The sequence below is a fragment of the Acetobacter papayae genome, from assembly GCF_047721125.1.
GTDB lineage: Bacteria > Pseudomonadota > Alphaproteobacteria > Acetobacterales > Acetobacteraceae > Acetobacter > Acetobacter papayae.
In genome coordinates, this window is the sequence record NZ_JBDNWF010000008.1 from 56,661 (window position 1) to 77,513 (window position 20,853).

13 protein-coding genes are annotated in these 20,853 nt (G+C 60.7%); 8 read left to right on the forward strand and 5 right to left on the reverse strand.

Annotation, left to right across the window (positions count from 1 at the left end; genetic code table 11):
- The first annotated feature begins 283 nt into the window (after positions 1-283).
- Entirely contained in the window at positions 284-5,263 is a 4,980-nt protein-coding gene (locus ABF757_RS04440; RefSeq protein ID WP_415481098.1) for an alpha-2-macroglobulin family protein, read from the forward strand.
- 50 nt (positions 5,264-5,313) lie between these two features.
- On the forward strand, positions 5,314-7,269 hold the full coding sequence (gene pbpC / locus ABF757_RS04445) for a penicillin-binding protein 1C (protein WP_415481099.1): 1,956 nt from the start codon (positions 5,314-5,316) through the stop codon (positions 7,267-7,269).
- Positions 7,270-7,310: 41 nt separating this feature from the next.
- Here the strand turns inward: pbpC and ABF757_RS04450 are convergent, their stop codons facing one another.
- The 3 genes from ABF757_RS04450 to ABF757_RS04460 form a co-directional block, all read right to left on the reverse strand.
- A complete protein-coding gene (locus ABF757_RS04450; protein WP_415481100.1) occupies positions 7,311-8,465 on the reverse strand; it encodes a glycerate kinase in 1,155 nt (384 codons plus the stop codon).
- Between the two features lie 51 nt (positions 8,466-8,516).
- Positions 8,517-9,959, reverse strand: a complete 1,443-nt coding sequence (locus ABF757_RS04455) for a mannose-1-phosphate guanylyltransferase/mannose-6-phosphate isomerase (protein ID WP_415481101.1) — start codon at positions 9,957-9,959, stop codon at positions 8,517-8,519.
- A gap of 86 nt (positions 9,960-10,045) precedes the next feature.
- Positions 10,046-10,972, reverse strand: coding sequence for a LysR family transcriptional regulator (locus ABF757_RS04460; protein ID WP_415481102.1), 927 nt, complete (start codon positions 10,970-10,972; stop codon positions 10,046-10,048).
- A gap of 120 nt (positions 10,973-11,092) precedes the next feature.
- Here ABF757_RS04460 and ABF757_RS04465 point away from each other — a divergent pair, with 120 nt between their 5' ends.
- From ABF757_RS04465 to ABF757_RS04480, 4 genes are read left to right on the forward strand one after another with little or no spacing between them, the layout of a single operon-like run.
- Entirely contained in the window at positions 11,093-12,790 is a 1,698-nt protein-coding gene (locus ABF757_RS04465; protein ID WP_415481103.1) for an MFS transporter, read from the forward strand.
- Positions 12,791-12,810: 20 nt separating this feature from the next.
- Positions 12,811-13,887: an HlyD family secretion protein gene (locus tag ABF757_RS04470; RefSeq protein ID WP_025859837.1), complete on the forward strand. Its 1,077-nt coding sequence runs from the start codon at positions 12,811-12,813 to the stop codon at positions 13,885-13,887.
- 40 nt (positions 13,888-13,927) lie between these two features.
- Complete coding sequence (locus tag ABF757_RS04475; RefSeq protein WP_415481122.1) at positions 13,928-15,466, forward strand: efflux transporter outer membrane subunit; 1,539 nt, start codon at positions 13,928-13,930, stop codon at positions 15,464-15,466.
- A 7-nt stretch (positions 15,467-15,473) separates the two neighbouring features.
- Positions 15,474-16,220: a pirin family protein gene (locus ABF757_RS04480; protein ID WP_415481105.1), complete on the forward strand. Its 747-nt coding sequence runs from the start codon at positions 15,474-15,476 to the stop codon at positions 16,218-16,220.
- On the opposite strand, the gene ABF757_RS04485 is transcribed toward ABF757_RS04480, so the two are convergent.
- A complete protein-coding gene (locus tag ABF757_RS04485; protein ID WP_415481106.1) occupies positions 16,215-16,970 on the reverse strand; it encodes a class I SAM-dependent methyltransferase in 756 nt (251 codons plus the stop codon). The two genes, ABF757_RS04480 and ABF757_RS04485, sit on opposite strands and share 6 nt — an antisense overlap.
- 260 nt (positions 16,971-17,230) lie before the next feature.
- Between ABF757_RS04485 and ABF757_RS04490 the strand changes: the two genes are divergently transcribed.
- Entirely contained in the window at positions 17,231-18,469 is a 1,239-nt protein-coding gene (locus ABF757_RS04490) for a cation:proton antiporter (protein ID WP_415481107.1), read from the forward strand.
- On the opposite strand, the gene pdxR is transcribed toward ABF757_RS04490, so the two are convergent.
- Positions 18,442-19,947, reverse strand: coding sequence for a MocR-like pyridoxine biosynthesis transcription factor PdxR (gene pdxR / locus ABF757_RS04495; RefSeq protein WP_415481108.1), 1,506 nt, complete (start codon positions 19,945-19,947; stop codon positions 18,442-18,444). The two genes, ABF757_RS04490 and pdxR, sit on opposite strands and share 28 nt — an antisense overlap.
- A gap of 181 nt (positions 19,948-20,128) precedes the next feature.
- On the opposite strand from pdxR, the gene ABF757_RS04500 reads away from it, so the two are divergent.
- The gene (locus tag ABF757_RS04500) at positions 20,129-20,851 is read left to right on the forward strand and encodes a type 1 glutamine amidotransferase (protein ID WP_415481109.1); all 723 of its coding nucleotides are present in this window, start codon (positions 20,129-20,131) and stop codon (positions 20,849-20,851) included.
- Positions 20,852-20,853: the final 2 nt, after the last annotated feature.

The following is a 20,853-nucleotide window of genomic DNA, read 5'->3' on the forward strand; positions in this document are numbered from 1 at the left end:
TAGTGCCACACACCATACGCGGGGAAACACAAAATTTGGCTGCTGGCGTGCATATCTGGCAGGCGGGCACGCCGCCATGGGCTGCACTGTGCAAGCAATACTGCGTGTATTACGCAATCCGGGCAGGAGACTATGCGCTGGGCAGATTAAAGAATAGTAAAAACAGAAAATCATTTGCCAGAAACAATTTGTTTTACCATTTCCACTGGCGCGATTATTATCGCCCCTTATTTTGAAGGTGGCTCCAGTCAGCCATCCGGCTACCACGGGAAGCACACTCAACATGAAACTACAGCAGACTGCCCTGATCGTTCTGGCAACTGCCTACCTTGCAACGCCCCTGTGTGCCGCAAAAACACCCACACCACCTGATATGCCCGGCTCACCCCGGCTAAACTTCCAGCGCCTTACCCTCAACACGGGTGGAGATACGCCAGAGGCCTGCCTGCGCTTTGACCAGCCTCTGGACAGCGCAGCTGCCCCGCAATACGCCGACCACCTGACCCTGACCCCCAGCTTCAAACCCGATGTACGGGTCAGTGGTACAGATCTGTGCCTTGGGGGGCTGGGCTGGAACACACGCTACCAGATCGCCCTTTCCCCCGGCCTGCGCGACATGGAGGGCGGCAAACTGGCTGTACCTGTCCACGTGTCCGTTGCCACGGGCGACCGCATGCCGCAACTGGCCCTGACAGGAAATGGCTATATCCTGCCGCGCCTGACCGCCGCAGGGGTCGATGTGCAGAGCGTCAACATGGATCGTGCACGTATTGTCGTATGGCGTCTGCCCAAGGCGTCCTCCCTGCGCATGAGCGGAACAACCGATAACGGCCCCCGGATCGACCTGTCCGCCACCTCCATGTCTTCATGGGAGTTCCTGTCCCTGCACAATGCGCAGCTTACCCGCGTCTGGGCTGGTGTGCTGGATATCAGAAACGACCACAACAAAACCGTTACAACCGCTTTCCCGCTCGCGGGAGTAGTGCAGGGCAAACAATCCGGCCTGTATCTTGTCACAGCGGAAAACGCCGCCACACCGGCAGAAAAAAGCATTCTGCTCACCACGACCCAGTCCGACATGGATAGTGACGAACTTGCAATGCACTGGGTCAATGTCTCCGATATCGGCCTGTCTGCCATTCAGGGACATGACGGGCTGCATGTTTTTGTCCGCTCACTTGCAACAGCAAAACTTCTGTCCGGCATCGCTGTCTCGCTCATAGCCCAGAATGGCGACGAACTGGGCCAGCTCACCACCGACAGCAGCGGGCAGGCCGTGTTCGCCCCCGGGCTACTACGCGGCCAGCAGGCTCTGGCCCCTGTCTCTGTCATGGCGCAGGGGGCTGAGGGCGATTTTGCAATGCTACAGGTCAACCAGTCCTGGTTCGATTTTTCTGACCACGGCTCCGCCGGGCATCCGGCTCCCGGCGCACAGCAGGCGGTGCTGGTTACAGACCGTGGCCTGTACCGCCCGGGTGAAACCGTAAACGTCACAGCCCTGCTACGTGATCAGAAAGGCAACGCGCTTTCAAACCAGCCGCTTGTCCTTGTCCTGACACGACCTGACGGCGTTGAAACCCAGCGCGTAACCCTGCCTGCGCGGGCGGGGGGTGGTTTTGTCACCACGGAAACGCTCGCCAGCAGTGCCCCCCATGGCACATGGTCGCTCTCCGCCTATGCGGACCCGACCTCTCCCTCCATCGGCGGGGCCTCGTTCTCGGTGCAGGACTTCGTGCCGCAGACACTGGAAACCACACTTACAAGCAGTGCCAAAACATTCCCGGCCACTGGTGAGCTGGATGTCCAACTCACCGGACGTTACCTGTACGGAGCTCCTGCCACCGGACTGCACGGGGAAGGCTGGGTCAAAATCATTGCCGACACCACGCCCCTGCCCGGCCTGAGTGGTTACACCTTTGGCCTGTGCACGCAGACACTCGATGAAAACAACCAGAAACTGGCCGTGCCCGACACCGACGATCAGGGCAATACGACCTTTTCCGTTACCCCTAACCTTCCCTCCGGGCAGAACCGCCCCCTGAGCGCAGTCATAGAGGCCTCGCTTTTCGAGCCAACAGGCCGCGCTGTTAAACAGACCCTCTCGCTGCCGCTGGCCCGCACACAACCCATTATCGGGATCAGCACTCAGGACAGCGGCTCAAGTGGCGAAACACAGTCTGTTCCGGCGGATATTGTCACCATCGGGCCGGACGACAAGCCCGTAGCCATCAAGAACCTTGCGTGGAACATCGCACGCGAAAACGTCGTTTATGACTGGATTTACGATGCCGGACGCTGGAGTTTTCATGAGCATGTGATTGATGAGCCGGTTCAGCATGGCACCACCAGCACCGCGGAAAATGGTCGCGCCAGCCTGTCCCTGTCTCTCGCCCCCGCACGCTATCTGCTGGTTGTAACCGACCCGGCAACAGGCGTTTCAAGCTCGCGGAAGTTCTATGTCGGCTGGTGGTCGGCCGATAACAGCCAGACCAACGCACCCGACCGCCTGACCGTTACGCCCAAAGAGACAACCATTGCCCCCAACGGCAGTACGTCTGTGCATATCGAGGCCCCCTTTGCCGGGAAAGCACAGGTTATTGTCGCAACGGATCATATCGAGAGCATCCGCACGCTCGATATCCCGCAGGGTGGTGCGGATATTCCCGTGCAGGCCGGAGCCGACTGGCCCGGCGGCGCTTATGTGCTGGCAACACTCTACCGCCCGCTTGACGCTCCTGCGCGGGCACATGAGCCAATTCGCGCTGTGGGGCTGGCCTATATCGGCACGGATCAGTCCGCACACCGCCTGTCGGTTTCGCTCAAGGCTCCGGACGTCGTGCGGTCCCGCACGAAGCTGAGCATCCCCGTAACCATCAAAGGGGGGCAAACTGGCCCCCTGCACCTGACGCTCGCCGCCGTGGACAAGGGTATTATCGGACTAACAGACTGGAAACAGACCGATATCTTCAAATCTCTTTATGGCCAGCAGGCATTGGCCATTGATGTGACAGACACGTATGCGCACCTGCTCACTCCCTCCGGCCTTGCCGGCGCCATCCACGAAGGTGGGGATGAAGGGAGTGGTCAGGGTAGTGCGCTGGCCGTAACATCTACCCGCGTGGTCTCGCTTTTTTCTGGCGAGGTCACGCCTGATGCCAGCGGCCATGCTGTCGTCACGCTGGATGTACCGGACTTTGAAGGCACGCTGGATCTGATGGCCACCGCATGGCGTGATGATGCCGTTGGCTCCGGCAGTGCAGAAACCATCGTGCGCGACCCTGTCTTTACAGAAATAACGCTGCCACGCTTTCTTGCGCCCGGCGATACCGCCACCAGCCTTGTCTCTCTGGTAAATACAGACGGCGCCACCGGGCATTACACCGTCAGCCTCAAGGCTGATGGGCCTGTAACACTCACCGGCGCGCATGACTTCGCGGCTGATCTGACAAAGGGAGCCCGCAAAAGTTTCCCCACCACATTAAGCGCGCAGGCACCGGGCATCACCCATATTACCGCAACACTGCATGATGCCAGCGGCCATACCCTGCTAACCCGCGCGTGGGATATTCAGGTGCGCGCAGGCCACCTGCCCATAACACGCTCGCTGACCCACCAGCAGGCACCCGGAGAGTCCTATACGCTCCCCCCCAACCTGCTGGCGGATTTCGAACCCGGTGCCACGCTGACACTCAGCTATACCGGCGTGAATGGCGTGGACACGATCGGGCTTTTGCAATCCCTGCAGGATATTTCATGGGGATCATCAGAAAACCTTGCCTCTACCGCGCGCGCCCTGCTGTCCTTCAAAGGGCATGAACATCTGGGCGCGGAGCTGGTCGAAGGGGGAGTGGATCCGTTTATCCGCAATGCCATCACGACACTGCTCAACCGCGAGGATGCAGGTGGGCGCATTGGCGACTGGCGCCTGAACGATGGTGGCACCCTGCCGTCAACACAGATCTATCTGGTTGACTTCCTCAGCCGGGCCAAAGCCGCGGGCTATGCCGTGCCCCAACCCGCTCTCAATCGCGCACTGGACTGGCTTGCTACGGAACAGGCCAATACCTCCAACACTGACAGCGATACGACCGACACCACAATAACCCCCGATACCCGCGCCTATGCGCTTTATGTGCTGGCACAGGCCGGACGCCCAAATGCACCAGCCTTGCGTGCGCTGTACGACAACATCAATATCTTTGGTGGAAGCGACCAGAAACGCACCCTGTTCTGGGGTTCAGACGCAGCAAACGCCACAAAGGCGAGTGCCCTCGCACTCGGCCATCTGGCGGGCGGGCTGATGCTGGCCAACCAGCGCAACGCAGGCCATGACGTTTTTGCCTTTGCGCGCGAAGCCCTTGTGCCCCCCAGAATCAGGCAGCCTTACCAGTTTGACGCGGCATACTGGATTTATGTCCGTGACCTGACAGGGCTAGCGGCGGTCGCCGCCGAAAGCGGCGATACGGCACTGGCGCAACATCTGATGGACCGCTTTGCCACGCTGGCCCCCAACCCTGCGGACCTGTTGGAGCAGAGCAAGGTCAACCTGCTGGAAACCGCCAGCGCGCTCAACCATGAAAATGCCGGACGGGCCATTGCCATCAACGGCAAGCGTCTGCCCGAACCGCTGAATCTGCCGGTTGCCTTTACGCCTACCCCAGCCGAACAGCAGGGATATACCCTCACCAATGCTGGCAGCACCCCGCTCTGGCTTTCAGTCACGACAAACGGCGCGCCCAAGGAAGCCGCAAAACCCATATCAAAAGGGTTTACGCTGACTGTCTCCACCCTGAACATGGATGGCCAGCCGGTTAACCCGGATTATCTGCGCCAGAACGACCGTTTTGTGGTGATTATCAACGGCACGGTAAAAGACCGCTACCCGCACCAATGCGTCATAACCGACATGCTGCCCGCAGGCTGGGAAATTGAAGGCGCGCTCAGTGGTGGTTCCGAAAACAGCGACGACACCGACAACGGGCTGCCTTTCCTTGGGCAAACCACCGCCGCGCGTTCCATTTCAGTCGGGGACGACCGTTTTGTCGCCGCCTTCAATATCGACGCGAATAGCGTGGAAGAAACCGACGATACGGATAGCAAGGACCATAATGCCCTGCCAGCCGGTGCCTTCCGTTTTGCCTATAGTGTGCGGGCCGTAACGCCCGGCCATTTCCTGCGCCCTGAAACGGTAGTGCAGGATATCTACCAGCCCACCAAGACCGCCCGCACCGCTGCCGGAACAACGACCATCGACCCACGATGAGCGGCCCTGAAAGCGGTCAGAAACACCCCCCTTCATGGCTCCGCCTGGCTATGGCGGGGGGGCTACTGGCCTGTCTTGTGGGCAGCATTCTAGCCCTGACACTCGACCACCTGTTTCCCCCGGACCTGCGCCGTGCCCACGCGCAGGCCCTTGTTCTGTACGATGCCACGCACACCCGGCTTGATGGGCGCGTCAGCACGGATGGAAGCTGGCGGCTGACCACAAACCACGCCGCAGTCGATGCGGCCTACTTGGCGCTGCTGCTCAAAACCGAGGACCGGCGCTTCTGGTGGCATCCGGGGGTGGACCCCTTTTCCATCCTGCGGGCCGCCGGGCAGCTCGCCTTCCGTGGGCATATTGTTTCAGGTGGCTCCACGCTGGCCATGCAGACAGCCCGGCTCCTTACCCCGCACCGCCACACGTGGCGCGGCAAGGTTCAGGATGCCCTGCGCGCCCTCCAGCTCGAATGGCGTTACGGCCATACAGGGGTGCTCGACCTGTATCTGACGCTTGCCCCTGAAGGGGGTGCCATAGAAGGCATTACCGCTGGATCGCTCTTCTGGTTCGGCCATGAACCTGCCCATCTAAACCCAACGGAAGCAGCTCTGCTGGTCGCCCTGCCCAGACGCCCCACCGCCCTGCGGCCCGACCGCCACCCACAGGCCGCGCGGCAGGCAACTGCCCTTGTGCTGGCCCGCACAGGTGCCACCAGCCCGGACAGTCTGGCGTGGCACCTTGGCACCGCGCATAGCCCGCATGATGCCCCCTCCCTGTTAGCGTATCTATGGCACAGCGGCGCACGCGGCCCTGTCAGAACCAGCCTTGAGCACACAACACAGGCAACCGTGCTGCGTATCCTGCACGCAACCCCGCCCCCACGCCTCGGCGGGTGGGCAGCGCTGGTGCTTCGGCCCGATGGCAGCGTTGCCGCGTGGGCAGGCAATGCGGGCAATAGCTGCCCCGGCTGCGCAATGGATATGGTAACGGCCTGGCGCTCGCCGGGCTCCACACTAAAGCCGTTCATCTACGGGCTGGCCTTCCAGCAGGGCGTTCTGGCTCCCGATACGCTCGTGCATGACAGTGCAACACGTTTTGCAAACTACGCGCCCCGCAATTATGACCGCATTTTCCACGGCACCACCACCGTGCGCACGGCCCTGCAACAGTCTTACAACCTGCCCGCCGTACAAGCGCTCAACCTGATCGGGGCACGTTATTTCATCGCGACACTGCATGATAACGGCGTTGATCTACGCCTGCCACGAGGCGCCACCCCCAGCCTTGCGCTGGCACTGGGCGGGGCTGGCATACGCATGCTTGATCTGGCGCGGCTCTATAATGCGCTCGCACATGATGGCCTCAGCACACCCCCAAGCGTTTCATGGCCTGTCCCCAACGCCCAGCCATCACGCCTGTTCAGCAGTGCTGTGGCGCGGCAGGTTCTTGGTATTCTGCGCGGCACACCTTTGCCCGATGCCGCACAAGGTAACACTGAACGCTCCATCACCTTCAAAACCGGCACGTCCTACGGACAGCGGGACGCCTGGGCCGCTGGCATACAATCCAGCTGGGTGGTTATTGTCTGGGCTGGCCGACCAGATGGCGCTTCCAGCCCCGGCATAACCGGGCTGCATATTGCAGCCCCCGTCATGGCGCGGATCATGGATACGCTGCCCACCACGCCTTCCAGCACCGGCATGCCCCTGCCCGCCCTTGCCCCGCTGGCTCCTTCCCTACGGGTGCTGCCCGAACAGCAGGAGCCACGCGTGCTCTCACCACCAAATGGGGCGGTTATCGAAAGCTTTGGGCAGGATGGCACAGTAACCCCCATCGGGCTGGAGGCATCGGGGGGCGCACAGCCTTATCGCTGGATGGTCAATAACAAACTGCTAACAACCCTGCCCGGCCTGACACCTTCATGGCTGCCAGACGGGCCAGGTTTTGCCCATGTGGCCGTAATCGACGCACAGGGCCGTGCGGCGTCTGTCACTATACAGGTGCGCTAGAAACACTCTGCACAAAAAACATTAGATTTCATCGCCCCTTTTTAAACAGGCGATGATACATTTTTAGGCGAGAGTGCCAAAAGAGCCGCAATATTGCGGGCGGTTCCACGAATGTTGGGCCGCGCATCGGCCAATGCTTCTTCCAGCAGGCAGGGACGGTTGACAACACTGAACACGGCGCTGATCCCGTGATCATAAACTGCCTCGTACCCGGCACCCAGCGCACCCGCCAGTGCAATAACCGGAACACCATGCTGGCGGGCAAGGCGGGCCACACCCACCGGGGTTTTTCCACGTGCGGTCTGGCCGTCCAGCCTTCCTTCTCCGGTAATCACCAGATCAGCCCCCACCAGTGCGGTGTCCAGTGCCAGCGCATCCAGCACGATATCCACACCGGGCCGTAGCTTCGCCCCCAGAAAGACAGAAGCCCCAGCCCCAAGACCACCCGCAGCACCAGCCCCCGGTGCTATCATAATGCCGGTGCTGCCCAGTGCTTCGAGTGCCTCGCCAAAGCGAATAAGTGCTGTATCCAGCAGGGCTACCATATCCGGGGTAGCCCCTTTCTGCGGCCCGAAAACGGCCGAGGCCCCGTGCTCGCCAGTCAGGGGGTTATCAACATCGCAGGCAATTTCGAACACGCACTCACCCAGACGGGGATCGAGGGCGCTGGTGTCGATCCGGGCGAGGGCCTGCAAGGCAGCACCGCCAGGTGGTAGTTCCTGTTCGTTCTGGTCCAGAAGGCGCACGCCTAATGCTTGTGCCATACCCGCCCCACCATCATTGGTGGCGCTACCGCCCAGACCCAGAATAAAGCGGCGGCATCCGCTATCAAGCGCATGCAGGATAAGCTGGCCCAGCCCAAAAGTGGTGGCAATACGCGGATCCCGCACGGCACGGGGTACAAGGTCCAGCCCGGCGGCAGCGGCCATTTCGATAACAGCGGTTCGGCCATCGCCCAGCACACCGTAACGCGCCTGCACGAGATCACCCATGGGGCCTGTTACGTGGTGGAGACGAAACTGGCCCGCCGTTGCATGCACCAGTGCATCCACCGTGCCTTCACCCCCATCGGCAACAGGCAGGCTGATACATTCGACAGCAGGGAAAACAGCCCTAAAACCTGCCTCCACTTCCTCGGCCACAGAAAGTGAAGACAGACTTTCTTTGAAGGAATCACATACAATAACGATTTTCATGATTCTCTCCGCCCGCACCACAACCCGGCGAACCTACTGTCAGGCCGGATTTCAGGCGCGGCTATACACATCTTCTATCCGCACGATATCGTCATCGCCCAGATAAGGACCGGACTGAACCTCGATCAGCGTGAGAGGAATCTTACCCGGATTTTCCAGACGATGTACAATACCCAGCGGCAAATAGATGCTCTCGTTCTCACGCAGCATCACGATGTCTTCTGCCTTGGTCACCAGCGCTGTACCTGCCACAACCACCCAGTGTTCGGCACGGTGGAAATGCTTCTGCAACGACAGCTTCTGCCCCGGCTGCACCACAATACGCTTGACCTGAAAACGCTCGCCCTGAATCAGTCCTTCGTAAAATCCCCATGGGCGGTAGATGCGGTTATGGGCTGTTGCCTCCTGCCGTCCTGCATGCGTCAGGCGGGCGACCATTTTCTTGACATCCTGTGCCCGGTCACGGTGCGAAATCATGACCGCATCACGCGTGGTCACCACCACAAGGTCACTGACCCCGCACACTGTGGTAAGGATACCTTCTGAGCGGACATAACAGTTGCGGGCGTCATCCAGAAAGACATCGCCATGCACGGCATTGCCGTCTTCATCCTTGGGGCTGAGTTCCCACAGGGCGTCCCAGCTTCCGATATCCGACCAGCCGAAATCCCCCGGCACGGTGGCAGCTAGTGCGGTGCGCTCGGCAATGGCATAGTCCACCGAAATATCGGGGGCAGCACAGAACGAAGCCGGGTCAAGACGCTCGAAATCCAGATCCGCCACCCGCCGGGATACGGCCTGCTGCACCGCGTCGAAAACCTGCGGCGCATGGGCGCGGGTTTCTTCCAAAAAGGTGCGGGCACGGGCAATGAACATGCCCGAATTCCACAAATAGCGGCTGTCGGCCACAAGTGTTGCCGCCACCTCTGCCGAGGGTTTTTCCACAAACCGGAAGACAGTCCATGCACCCGGCACGCCCGGCAGTTCCGCCCCCTGTTCAATATAGCCATAACCCGTTTCCGCACGGGTGGGCCGCATGCCAAATGTCACCACATAGCCTTCGGCAGCGGCTGCAACGGCCTTATCCAGCGCACGAGACAGGGCCGGCACATCGCCAATCGCGGCATCGGCGGTCATGATCCACAAAATGGCATCCGGGTCCTGTTCGGCCACCAGAAACGCCGCAGCCGCCACAGCCGGAGCGGAATTACGCCCCTCCGGCTCCAGCACGATGGTGGCGTCCGTCACGCCGACCTCACGCAGCTGCTCGGCAATAATGAAACGGTGCTCCGCATTGCATACGATAACCGGTGCGGACAGACCGATGCCGCTGCTGCGCAGCACGGTGTCCTGCAACAGCGTATGCTCACCCAGAAGCCGCCAGAACTGCTTGGGATAGCTACCCCGTGACAGCGGCCATAGACGGCTCCCCGATCCCCCGGACAGAATGACCGGAATCACCTTCGGGTTTGACAGCAATACGGCTTCGTTCACAGCGCAGGCTTCCTGTTTTGTTCAGACACAGGCCCGAGCACGCATGTCTATGCTCCAGCTCTGTTCTGTCTTTGGCATGATCCCCGTCATGACACCAGTGTCCGGTCGGCAAAGACATGCCGCGTCACCCGAAAAAGGGTCTCCCGCAGCCAGCGATGCACCGGGTCGGTATCCCGGCGCGGATGCCATGCCTGAAACGCCTCAATAAACGGTAGAGCCAGCGGAAACTCGAAAGACGCCAGCCCCAGCCGGTCCATGGAAATGTTTTCAAGCACCATGCCCGGTATGGCCAGCACCAGATCGGTTTTGGCCATGGTTTCAATCATGGCATGATAATTCGGCACCACCATGGTGATCCGCCGTGTCAGGCCGTAGTCACGCAAGGCCCAGTCAATCGGCCCGCGTGCGCGCCCCCGCCGCGATACACTGATATAGTCATACTGCACCATGCTGTCCGGGGTCAGGGGCTGATCCAGAATAGGGTGCCCCTTGCGCACCAGACCGTACATCCTGTCACGGAACAGGGTCTGGCGGCGGATCTCGGGCTTGAGTGCGTCCGTAGCCCCTATGTACAGGTCTATGCTGTTATGGCGCAGCGGATCGGAGGCGGGGTCATCCACCTCGGGGGCGAAAATAATATCGCATTGCGGGCAGTCATGCCGCAGAGCCCTAAGCAGCGGCAGGCCAATCGCGGCGATGATCAGGTCATTGGCTCGGATAGTAAAGGTAGGGGCCATATTGGCCAGATCGGCCAGTGCTTGTGTTTCTATCAGCGCATCGGCCATCCGCACCACCTCCTGCACCCGGGCCAGAATACCCGTAGCAAAGGAGGAGGCCGTCATCCGACGGCCGGACTGCACCAGAATAGGGTCGGAAAAAACCCGCCGCAGCTTGGCCAGATGGCGGCTCATCGCGGGTTCGCTCACCTGCATGCGCCGGGCCGCGGCCGACACGCTCTCTTCTTCCACCAGCACGTGCAGATACCGTAGCAGATCGAGGTCGTACTGTCTCATCCTTCCAGTTTTAGACATCATCTGGCGCAGAGACCAGATTTAATGGTTCCGAAAAGTGGAATCATCTTCTGCCTGAAATGAGGGTTTTTTCGCGGCGACTTTCCTTTGATCATACCAGCCATGACACATCCCGCGCCCTCTGGCGGCCCTGCTCCGGTCATTCATGCCGCACCGGCGCTGCCATCCTATATTCCGCCTTTTGGCCTGCGTACCGTTATCGGCTGCCTTGGCATGCTGCTGGCCGTGCATGTCGCGGGGTTCAACGAGCATGTAACGGAAATCGGTCTGGCCGATATCCGGGGCGCCATGCACATAGGCCATGATGAAGGAACGTGGCTGATCACGCTGTACGAGGCGTTCAACATTGCCGCCATGGCTTTTACGCCGTGGTTTTACATGACTTTCTCGATCTACCGCTTTTCCATTTTCATGACGGCGGCCATGGCGCTGCTGGCCATACCGGCCCCTTTCATGCCCGATGTAACATCGCTGTGCATGTTACGGGCCATGCAGGGCATGACGGCCGGCTGCCTGCCGCCTGTGCTCATGACCGTCATGCTCAAATATCTGCCGCCTGAAATCCGTGTTTTCGGTATTGGCGGCTACGCCATGAGCGCCACTTTCGGCCCCAACCTGGGCCTGCCGCTGGAGGCCTTCTGGTTTGAAAACCTCGGCTGGCACTGGCTCTACTGGGAAATCATTCCCATGGCAGCACTTGCCATCGGCATGATGGCCTATGGCCTGCCCAAAGACCCCGTACATCTGGAACGCTTCGAAAAATTCAACTGGTTCGGGCTCATGGTTGGCCTGCCCGCCATTATCTCCCTCGTAACCGTACTCTATCAGGGGGACAGGCTGGACTGGTTCCGCTCGCCATTGATCACGCATCTGACCTTCTGGGGGCTGGCGGCGTTTGTGGTGTTTGTCATCAACGAGGCGTATCACCCCAGCCCGTATTTCCGTATCCAGTACTGGAAATCACGCAACATTCAGGCGGCACTGCTGTCTCTGGTCGGTATTCTGGCCATCTGTTCGCTGCTATCAGAAATTCCCGCTACCTATCTTGAGGAAATACGCGGCTACCGCCCGATTCAGACAGCCCCTGTCTCACTTGTAGTGGCATTGCCGCAACTTATCATGCTCCCGCTCATTGCGGCCCTGTGCAACAGCGCCCGGGTAGACTGCCGCTATGTTCTTGTGGCGGGCATGCTCTGCCTGGCCGGGGCCTCATGGCTAGGCACGTGGCTGACACCTGACTGGGTGCGCGACAATTTCTACCCCATCCAGATGCTGCAGATTCTGGGACAGCCCATGACGGTTATCCCGACACTCATGCTGGCGACACTGGCCATGGGGCCAGCGGATGGCCCCTTTATCTCGGGCATGGTCAACATGCTCAAAGGTCTGGCAAACGCCATCGCCTTTGCGTTGTTTTCCATTCTGACACGCCGCCGCGAACAGTATCACTCCACCATGCTGCTGGGCCATGGCAGTGCCCACGCCACCCCGGCGGATGGTGTTGGCAGCCCTATTGCCGGCCAGCTTGCCGGCACCTCGCCCGACACGGCCCATGTGGCACACAACACGCTGCAAGTCTTTCATACCTATGTCCATGAGCAAGCCCTCGTGCTGGCTCTGGCCGATATCTATCTGGTGGTGATGGTGGTCTGCCTTGGTTACGCGGTGCTCAACCTCGTGCTGCCCAAGCGGGTTTACCCACCCCGTGCGCCCGCACGCCCCGCACCAGCACAGCCTGCTCCCGCTCCTGCCCTCAGCCCCCTGCCTTCTTCAGCCTCCGCTCCCAATCCCGCTTCCTGACTGTTCGGAACACCCTTCGCATGATCTACAGAAAACCCCTCCTTTACGCCGGATGCGCCGCCGTGGCCCTGTCCTGCGTCGCTTGGCTCGGCTCACGTCTGGTTATCGGTGACGGCGTTCACCAGTACACCAACGATGCCTATGTCACGGCCGATTTCACCCTTGTCGCGCCCAAGGTAGCAGGCCGGATCGACCGGGTAACGGCACAGGACAACGAGCGCGTACAGGCCGGTGAGGAACTGGTGCATATCGAAGATGATGACTACCGCGCTGCACTGGATGTGGCCCACGGTGCCGTACAGGCGGCACAGGGCGACGTGTCCAACCTTGAAGCCGCCCTGCACCGTCAGGATGCGCTGATTGCGCAGGCACAGGCCGCCGTGCAGGCGGATGAAGCGGATCTGGTGTTCGCACGGCAGAACCTCGCACGTTACCGCACCCTCTCGGCGGGTGGTGCGGGCACCGTGGAACAGAAACAGTCTTCCGAAGCGAAGGAAAAGGAAGCGCTCGCCGCCACAGCGCGCGATACTGCGGCTGTCAGCGCCACTACATTACAGGTGAATGTACTGCGCGCTCAGCTTGAACGTGCACGCGGCGTGCTCCTGCGCGCCAGTGGCGATGAAAAACAGGCGGCCCTCAATCTTTCCTACTGCACCATTCCCGCTCCGGTAGACGGTGTGGTGGGGGCCCGTGGCGCCCGCGTTGGCGCTTATGTCCACCCCGGCACGACAGTGATGGCAATCGTTCCCACACAGGAAGCCTATGTGCTGGCCAATTTTCAGGAAACCCAGCTGACACAGGTGCAGACCGGACAGAGTGCGACCGTCTGGGTCGATACCTTTCCCGGCCACCCGCTCAAGGCCCATGTGGACTCAATTGCTCCGGCAACGGATGTCGCCTTTGCTCCCATTCAGCCTGACAATGCCACTGGCAACTTTACGAAGGTGGTGCAGCGCGTTCCAGTCAAGCTGACATTCGATCCGGGCCAGAAGGAAGCCGCGAAAGTGCGCGTGGGCATGTCGGTTGAGGTCAGTATCGATACGGCTTCCCACCCGCAGGGCACCCACGCCGGAGATGCGCGCTATGTCTGGCAGTAACCCCACACGCAACAGCCTGAACAGGCCGCGGCTTAAGCTAATGACCCTGCCTGCCCTGCTGGCTTTTTCAGCCTGCACCGTAGGGCCGAACTACCACGCCCCGCAGGTGAAAGCCCCCGCCACATGGCGGCAGACCCTGCCGCCTGAAAGCAGTCAGGTCACGCTCGCCACCACGGATGCGCAATGGTGGACCATTTTCCACGACCCCATCCTCACCCGACTGGAAGAAGAAGTCACCCGCGAGAATCTGGACCTGAAAGCCGCCTCCATGCGGCTGATGCAGAGCACCGCAGAACGACGGATCGCCAGCGCGGCACAAATGCCCCATGTGGAAGGCAATGCGTCCTATGCGCGTGAGCGCGCCAGCACCAATGGTATTCTCGGCCTGCTAGGCACCATGGAGCGCGAACGGGCAGGACAGATCGCCAGTGGCACGCAGGGCTTCGGCCCGGCTGCCATGCCCGGCAGCGTCGGTAATCCGTCGTTCAACCTGCCTCAATACGGCATGAACGCCTCATGGGAAGTAGACCTGTGGGGCCATGTGCGCCGTCAGGTGGAAGCCGCTACAGCCGCCGTGCGCGCCACGGAAGACATGCGGCGCGATGTGCTGGTGTCGCTCATGGCGGAAACCGCACAGGACTATATAGCCCTGCGGGGCGTGCAGGCGCATATCGCCATCGTACATAGTAATATTGATGTCGCCCGCCATAGCGTGGAGCTGACACGCCTGCGCTTTCAGCAGGGCGCTGCAACCCAACTGGATGTGGCTGAAGCCACCGGGCAGCTCCACAGTTTTGAATCGCGTCTCGCTCCGCTGGAAAGCCAGCAGGTGCATTTCCTCAACGCGCTGAGCTTTCTGGTCGCACGCGAACCCGGCGCACTGGATGCAGAACTGGGCAGGCCGCAGGCCATTCCCGTTGCCCCACCCACTGTGCCGGTGGGCCTACCCTCGCAACTGGCTGAACGCAGGCCTGACATCCGTATGGCGGCTGAGCGCCTGCACATGGCCACGGCCAGTATCGGGGTTGCCATCGCGGATTTCTTTCCACGCATAACGCTCTCGGGCAGTCTTGATATTCAGGCGCTGCAATTCAGCGGTCTTGGGTCATGGGCATCGCGCCAGTATGGGTTTGGCCCGACCGCCACCCTGCCTCTTTTTGAGGGCGGGCGGCTGACCGGCCAGCTTCACCTGCGCAAGGCCCAGCAGCAGGAGGCCGCTCTGGCCTTCCAGCGCACGGTACTGAAAGCCTGGCAGGAAGTAGACAACGCCATGGCCGACTTTACCGCCGCTCAGAATGAACGCGATCACCTGAACGATGCCGTGCATGAAAACGAAACAGCCGTAAAAACCGCGCAGGCCCAGTATGTTGCTGGGGCGTCTGACTTCCTGACCGTACTGACACTGCAAAATGCCCTGCTTTCATCTCAGAACGCACTGGTGGACGCCACAACGCAGGTGGCCAGTAATCTGACACAGGTCTACCGCGCCCTTGGCGGGGGATGGGAAAATGTCGCCCCGCTGGCCACGATCACCCGCACCACCTCCACAGGCAGCAAGACCACGGCAGGCAAGGGATAACAGCAGCATGATAGTGCTTTTACAGCCAGAAGCCTGTCCACAGAACCACCAGACAGACCTGCGCGTGCAGGGCTACACCCTACCGGGCGATGCAGCCACGCGCAGCGCACTGGCGACGGTACTGGTAGCAGACATGTCCGCAGGCAGTCTCTACTCCCCCCCACCCCCGGTGCGGGATATGGATATCCTGACATGGCTGCACCACGGTGCCTTGCGGGCCAGTGCCCCGCCCTTTCCGCCCGAAGATATCGCGGCTGACTGGCTGCATGCTATCGGCACGCAGGAAAACGGCACGCCCCCAACATGGCAGGCGAAGCAGGACAGCCGCCTGATCCAGTTCCACCTCCTGCCCGAAACGCAGGATTCGGTACCCGAACAGAGTCTGCGCCCCGGTTTTGCGGCACTTGAGGATGGTGGCTTGCGTATTCTGGCTTCGGGCTTTCCCGAGGACGACCCGGAAGACAACCCCGAAAGCACCCTCACCATTACCGATGGCGCTCCCCTGACCCTACGCAGCAGAGCCCGGTTACTACACGCGGCCCTGCCACCGAACGAAGGAGCCGCCTACCAGACAACACCCGGGCGCGCCCTGTTTGCACTGGTGGTGGAAGGAACCGTACAAGTGGGTGAAACCACGCTTCAGGCACAGGACGCCGCCCTGATAACCGACGAGGAAAGCCTGACTATCATAGCCAGCACCCCAAGCGTGGTTCTGCTGATGGACAGCCCCCTCGCACCCCCTAGCCTCTTATGAGGCTGTCACCTCAAAACTGCTAACATCCAGCATAAAACTGCCATCCGCCGCCATTTCAAAAAAACGGGTAACCTCTTCAGGCGCACTCTGCTGAAGAGCGCGAATGGCCGCTACACAGGTGGGGGAGGTTTTCGTACGGGCCACCCAGCTTTCGAACACCATTGGCAGGCGGTGTGTCTGCATCGAACGAACAACAAAACCCGCCTGCCCCAGCATCGCTGTCCATTCCGCCATGGAGTAGTCCCGCACATGCGAGAGATCACGCAGCAGTTCGAGCGTTTGCAGCCAGCTATCGCACAGGGCGGAAGAGGGCGCCGTCACGTCAATGAACACGGCCACGCCATCTGGGGCGAGCACACGCCGGGCCTGTATCAGTCCTGCGAGGGCATTCGCCCAGTGATGAGTTGTAAAACGGCAGAAAACCGCATCGAACGTGCCCGCCGCAAACGGCAGGTTTTCTGCCGGAGCCTGCACCGTGCTGATATTGGACAGCCCACACCGTCCGGCTTCCTGCGCTACGGCATCCAGCATGGCGGGCGTAACATCGCAGGCCACCACCTCCTGCACATGCGGAGCCAGCCGATAACTGACATGCCCGCCGCCGCACCCCAGATCCAGAACCCGCCTTAGCCCACGCCCCGCGACACTGCGCTCGATCAGGTCCAGATCCTGCCCCTGACTATGGACGGCGCTAGCCACATAATCCTGTGCCCGCTCGCCATAATGCCTTGCCACGAAAGGTTGCGTCATTGTCCTGATCCTGTCCCTCGATCGTCGCGCATAACCGCGTAAAGTGCCGGTTTACCCAGCGCTACCGGCCGTAACCATACGGGGGGAAACACCAGCACGCCAGCACGTTCAAACCCTGCCTCCACACAGAAAAGTGTGCGGCTGTCCAGCCCTTCTCGGCGCATGGCGCATGAAGATACAACATATTGGCATGCAATTTTTGCATATTTCGTATACACTCCCCTCTCTAAACGCAGGACCAGACAGAACAAGGATGAAACATGGCAGAAATAACGGCACTTCTGGCTGATATCGGACTTTTTGTACTACTCCCATGGATATTCTGGCGGCTGACCCGCAAGGTGCTGCCTATTGTCGTCTTGCCGATTCTGCTGGGTATAGTGCTTGCTGCCTGGCATGTACCGGTCAAACAGATCGGCATTCCTTCGGTTTATGGTACCGATATTGGCTGGGTTGCTGTTCTTGTTCTGGCTTTTACTGCCGGGCTGGAAATGTGGCAGCACCCCGGTGATGGCCCCTCCGCACATGCGCTGCCCCAGCCCAGCCTCTGGCGGCTGCTGACAGGCGCACTTGTGGCGTTGGGCGGGCCCTTTCTGGTGGGCTCCATTCTGGCCTATACGGTTTTCCTGCATCTGCCCGGCTGGGCCGCACCGCAGGCCGCACCGTGGGTTTCTGCCGCATCCATCGGGCTCTGCATTGCTGTCAGCGCCCTGCCTGTGCTGATTGGCGTGGTGCGCGAGCTTGACCCTGTGCACAAACCCATGGGCCAGCTTGCCCTCAAGCTTGCCGTGGTGGACGATGCAGCATTGTGGATCGGGCTGGCAGCCCTTCAGTTCGCAGCCCGCGGGTCTTCCGCGCTGCATGGCTGGACATCACTGGAGTTTCTGGCCATCGGGCTGCTTGTCGCCATGGCGGCGGCTGGCAACTGGGCCTCGCGCCATTTCCTGCACCCGCCGACATGGGTTATCTGGGTAACGGTGCCGGTTTATCTGGCTGCCGGTGCATGGGCCAGTATGCAGCTTGGCCTGCATGAGCTGATCGGGGCGTACTTCGCTGGTGCGCTGATGCCCCCAAGCTGGGTGCGCCGCCTGCCAGTGGAGGAAGTCGGAGCCTTCGCGCTGATCTGGCTCGCCCCGCTGTTTTTCGGCCATTCGGGCATGAAAATCGATGGCGATGCCCTGACATGGCCTTCCGTTCTGGCGTCTCTAGCACTTGTGGCAGTGTCGATCGTAGCCAAGATTGCTGCGGTCTTCCTCTATCCCCCCACCTCCGGGCTCAAACTCCGCCAGACACTCGGTATCGGCGCGCTGCTGCAATGCAAGGGGCTGATGGAAATCGTGGCAGCCACCATCTTGCACCAGAAAGGCATGCTGTCGGAATTCGCCTTTGCCGCGCTGGTCGTGCTTGCCGTGCTGTCCACCACGCTCACCGGGCCGCTGTTCAGGCTTCTGGCCCCGCCCATCCCGCGCGATCAGCCTACTCCGTCATTACGGGCATAATCTGCCAGCCTGCGCACGGCGGTAATAATCCGCCGTGGCGGAATGGCCGCAAAGCCGAACAGCACACCCTGCCGGGCCGGGGGACCAAGATAAGTATCAGACAAGGGCCGCAGCAAAATACCGCAGGCCCTTGCCCCGGCACAGAAAGCCCGGTCATCGCGCCCGTCTTTGAGGGTACCAATCAGATGCACACCCGCATCGGACGGCTCCATATGCACCATATCGCCCATATGCCGGGTTATTTCCTCCACCAGTATCGTTTGGCGCTCCCTGTATATCCGGCGCATACGCCGGATATGGGCTGCAAACTGGCCTGAACGCATGAAAGACAGTAGCGTGACCTGTTCCAGCAATGGCGGGTGCCGGTCGATCACACTTTTGGCGTTGGCAAATGCCGCCGCGTAAGCCGGTGGCGGCACCAGAACGCCCAGCCGGAACGTGGGTAGAAGCGATTTGCTGAACGTCCCCAGATAAAAAACCCGCCCAGCGCTATCCATGCTCTGCAATGCGGGCAACGTAGTGCCTGCGTAGCGAAACTCGCTGTCGTAATCATCCTCCACCACCAGCGCACCGCAGGACTGGGCAAACGCCAGCAATTCGACCCGGCGCGCCATGCTCATCGTCACCCCCAAGGGATACTGGTGCGAAGGCGTGACAAAAATCAGCTTGGGCAAAGGTTCACGACGGCGGCCTTCTTCCACAGACAGGCCCTCGGCATCGACTGGCACCGGCACAAGCCTTGCCCCTGCCGCAGTAAAGGCGCTGCGGGTGCCGCCATACCCCGGCTCTTCAACCCAGACAGCCTCTCCAGGGTCCAGCAGCACGCGCGCCAGAAGATCCAGCGACTGCTGCGAACCCGATGTCATGATCACATCGCTACCCGCCGCCCGCAAAAACCGCGTTGCGCGCAGGTTCTGGGCTATGACCTCACGAAGGGGCGCATGGCCTGCCGCTGGTGCATAACCGAGCATATCCGGCTGCACCTGCCGCCAGCTTCGCGCCATCAGCCTGACCCAGCTATCGAGCGGAAAAACATCAAAAGCAGGTACATCCGCCACAAAGGGAACCGGGCTCGCGCTCCCGCCTTCAAGGCCCATAGCGGCAAGCTGCCGCCCCCGCGCGGACAACACAGGCGGCGCGCCCACTCCCTCATCGGGCACCGCGTCGGTACGGGCTTCCAACGGGGGAAATGCCGCATCCTCTGGCAAAACAGATGCCACATAAACACCGGCGCCACCGCGCGCATGGGCATAGCCCTCATCTGCCAGACGGGTATAGGCCGCCACCACCGTATTACGCGACAGCCCCAGCTCCGCCGCCAGAACCCGGCTGGCTGGCAGGCGCGTGCCCGCCTCGACACGACCTGTCAGAATAGCCTCGCGCAGTTGCGCATAAAGCCGGGCGTAAACCGGCTGCCCGCTGTCAGGCTCCAGATTAAAGGCCAGCAACGAACCAGAGGCAGCATATTGACGTGGCACGGCTTCCCCACACGACAATTGTTCGGGCATAGCCTATCGTGGAGTAGGCTTCCCCTGCTGACAAGGCGCGAAAGGGCCACATGTCAATTGGCTCCTTTTGCACGCAGCAAGTGGCCCTATCACCCATACTCCGCACCGTGGCATCCTGCCATGGCGCTCTTGTATTTCTGCCGAGGTTTTCATGAATATTCTTGTCTTCCAGCATCTTGATGTCGAACACCCCGGCGTTTTCCGTGATTTCTGGAAAAAAGCCGGACACGACGTTCATACCGTTCATTTCAACCGCGATGACGCCATCCCCTCCCTGCAAGATTTTGATCTGCTGGTCGTACTTGGCGGGCCGATGGATGTCTGGGAGACTGAACAAAACCCTTGGCTGGTGCGCGAAATGTCCGCAATCCGCACATGGGTTCGTGATCTGGGTAAGCCCTATTTCGGTATCTGTCTGGGGCACCAGCTTCTGGCACAGGCTCTGGGTGGGCATGTGGGGCTGATGAAAGAACCCGAGGTCGGGCTTGCCACTATCCACCTGACGGAAGAGGGACAGCATGACCCCCTGTTTTCCAAAGCCCCCCATAAAATGGAAATTTTCCAGTGGCACGGCGCAGAAGTTCAAACCCTGCCCGAAGGTGCGGTTATACTGGCCGCCAACGCAGCCAGCCCTGTGCAGGCCATGCGGGTCGGCCCCCACGCATGGGGTTTGCAGTACCATGTCGAAATGACCGACACCACCGTAGCGGAATGGAGCGCCATTCCTGAATACAAGGCCAGCATGGAAAAAGCGCTGGGCGTTGAACGCGCAGCAGGCCTGGAAAGCACACTGGCCCCGCTTCTGCCCGGCTTTAACGCCATGGCGCACAGCCTGAACGAGAGCCTGTTCGCCCGTCTACCACCCAATAGCTGAAA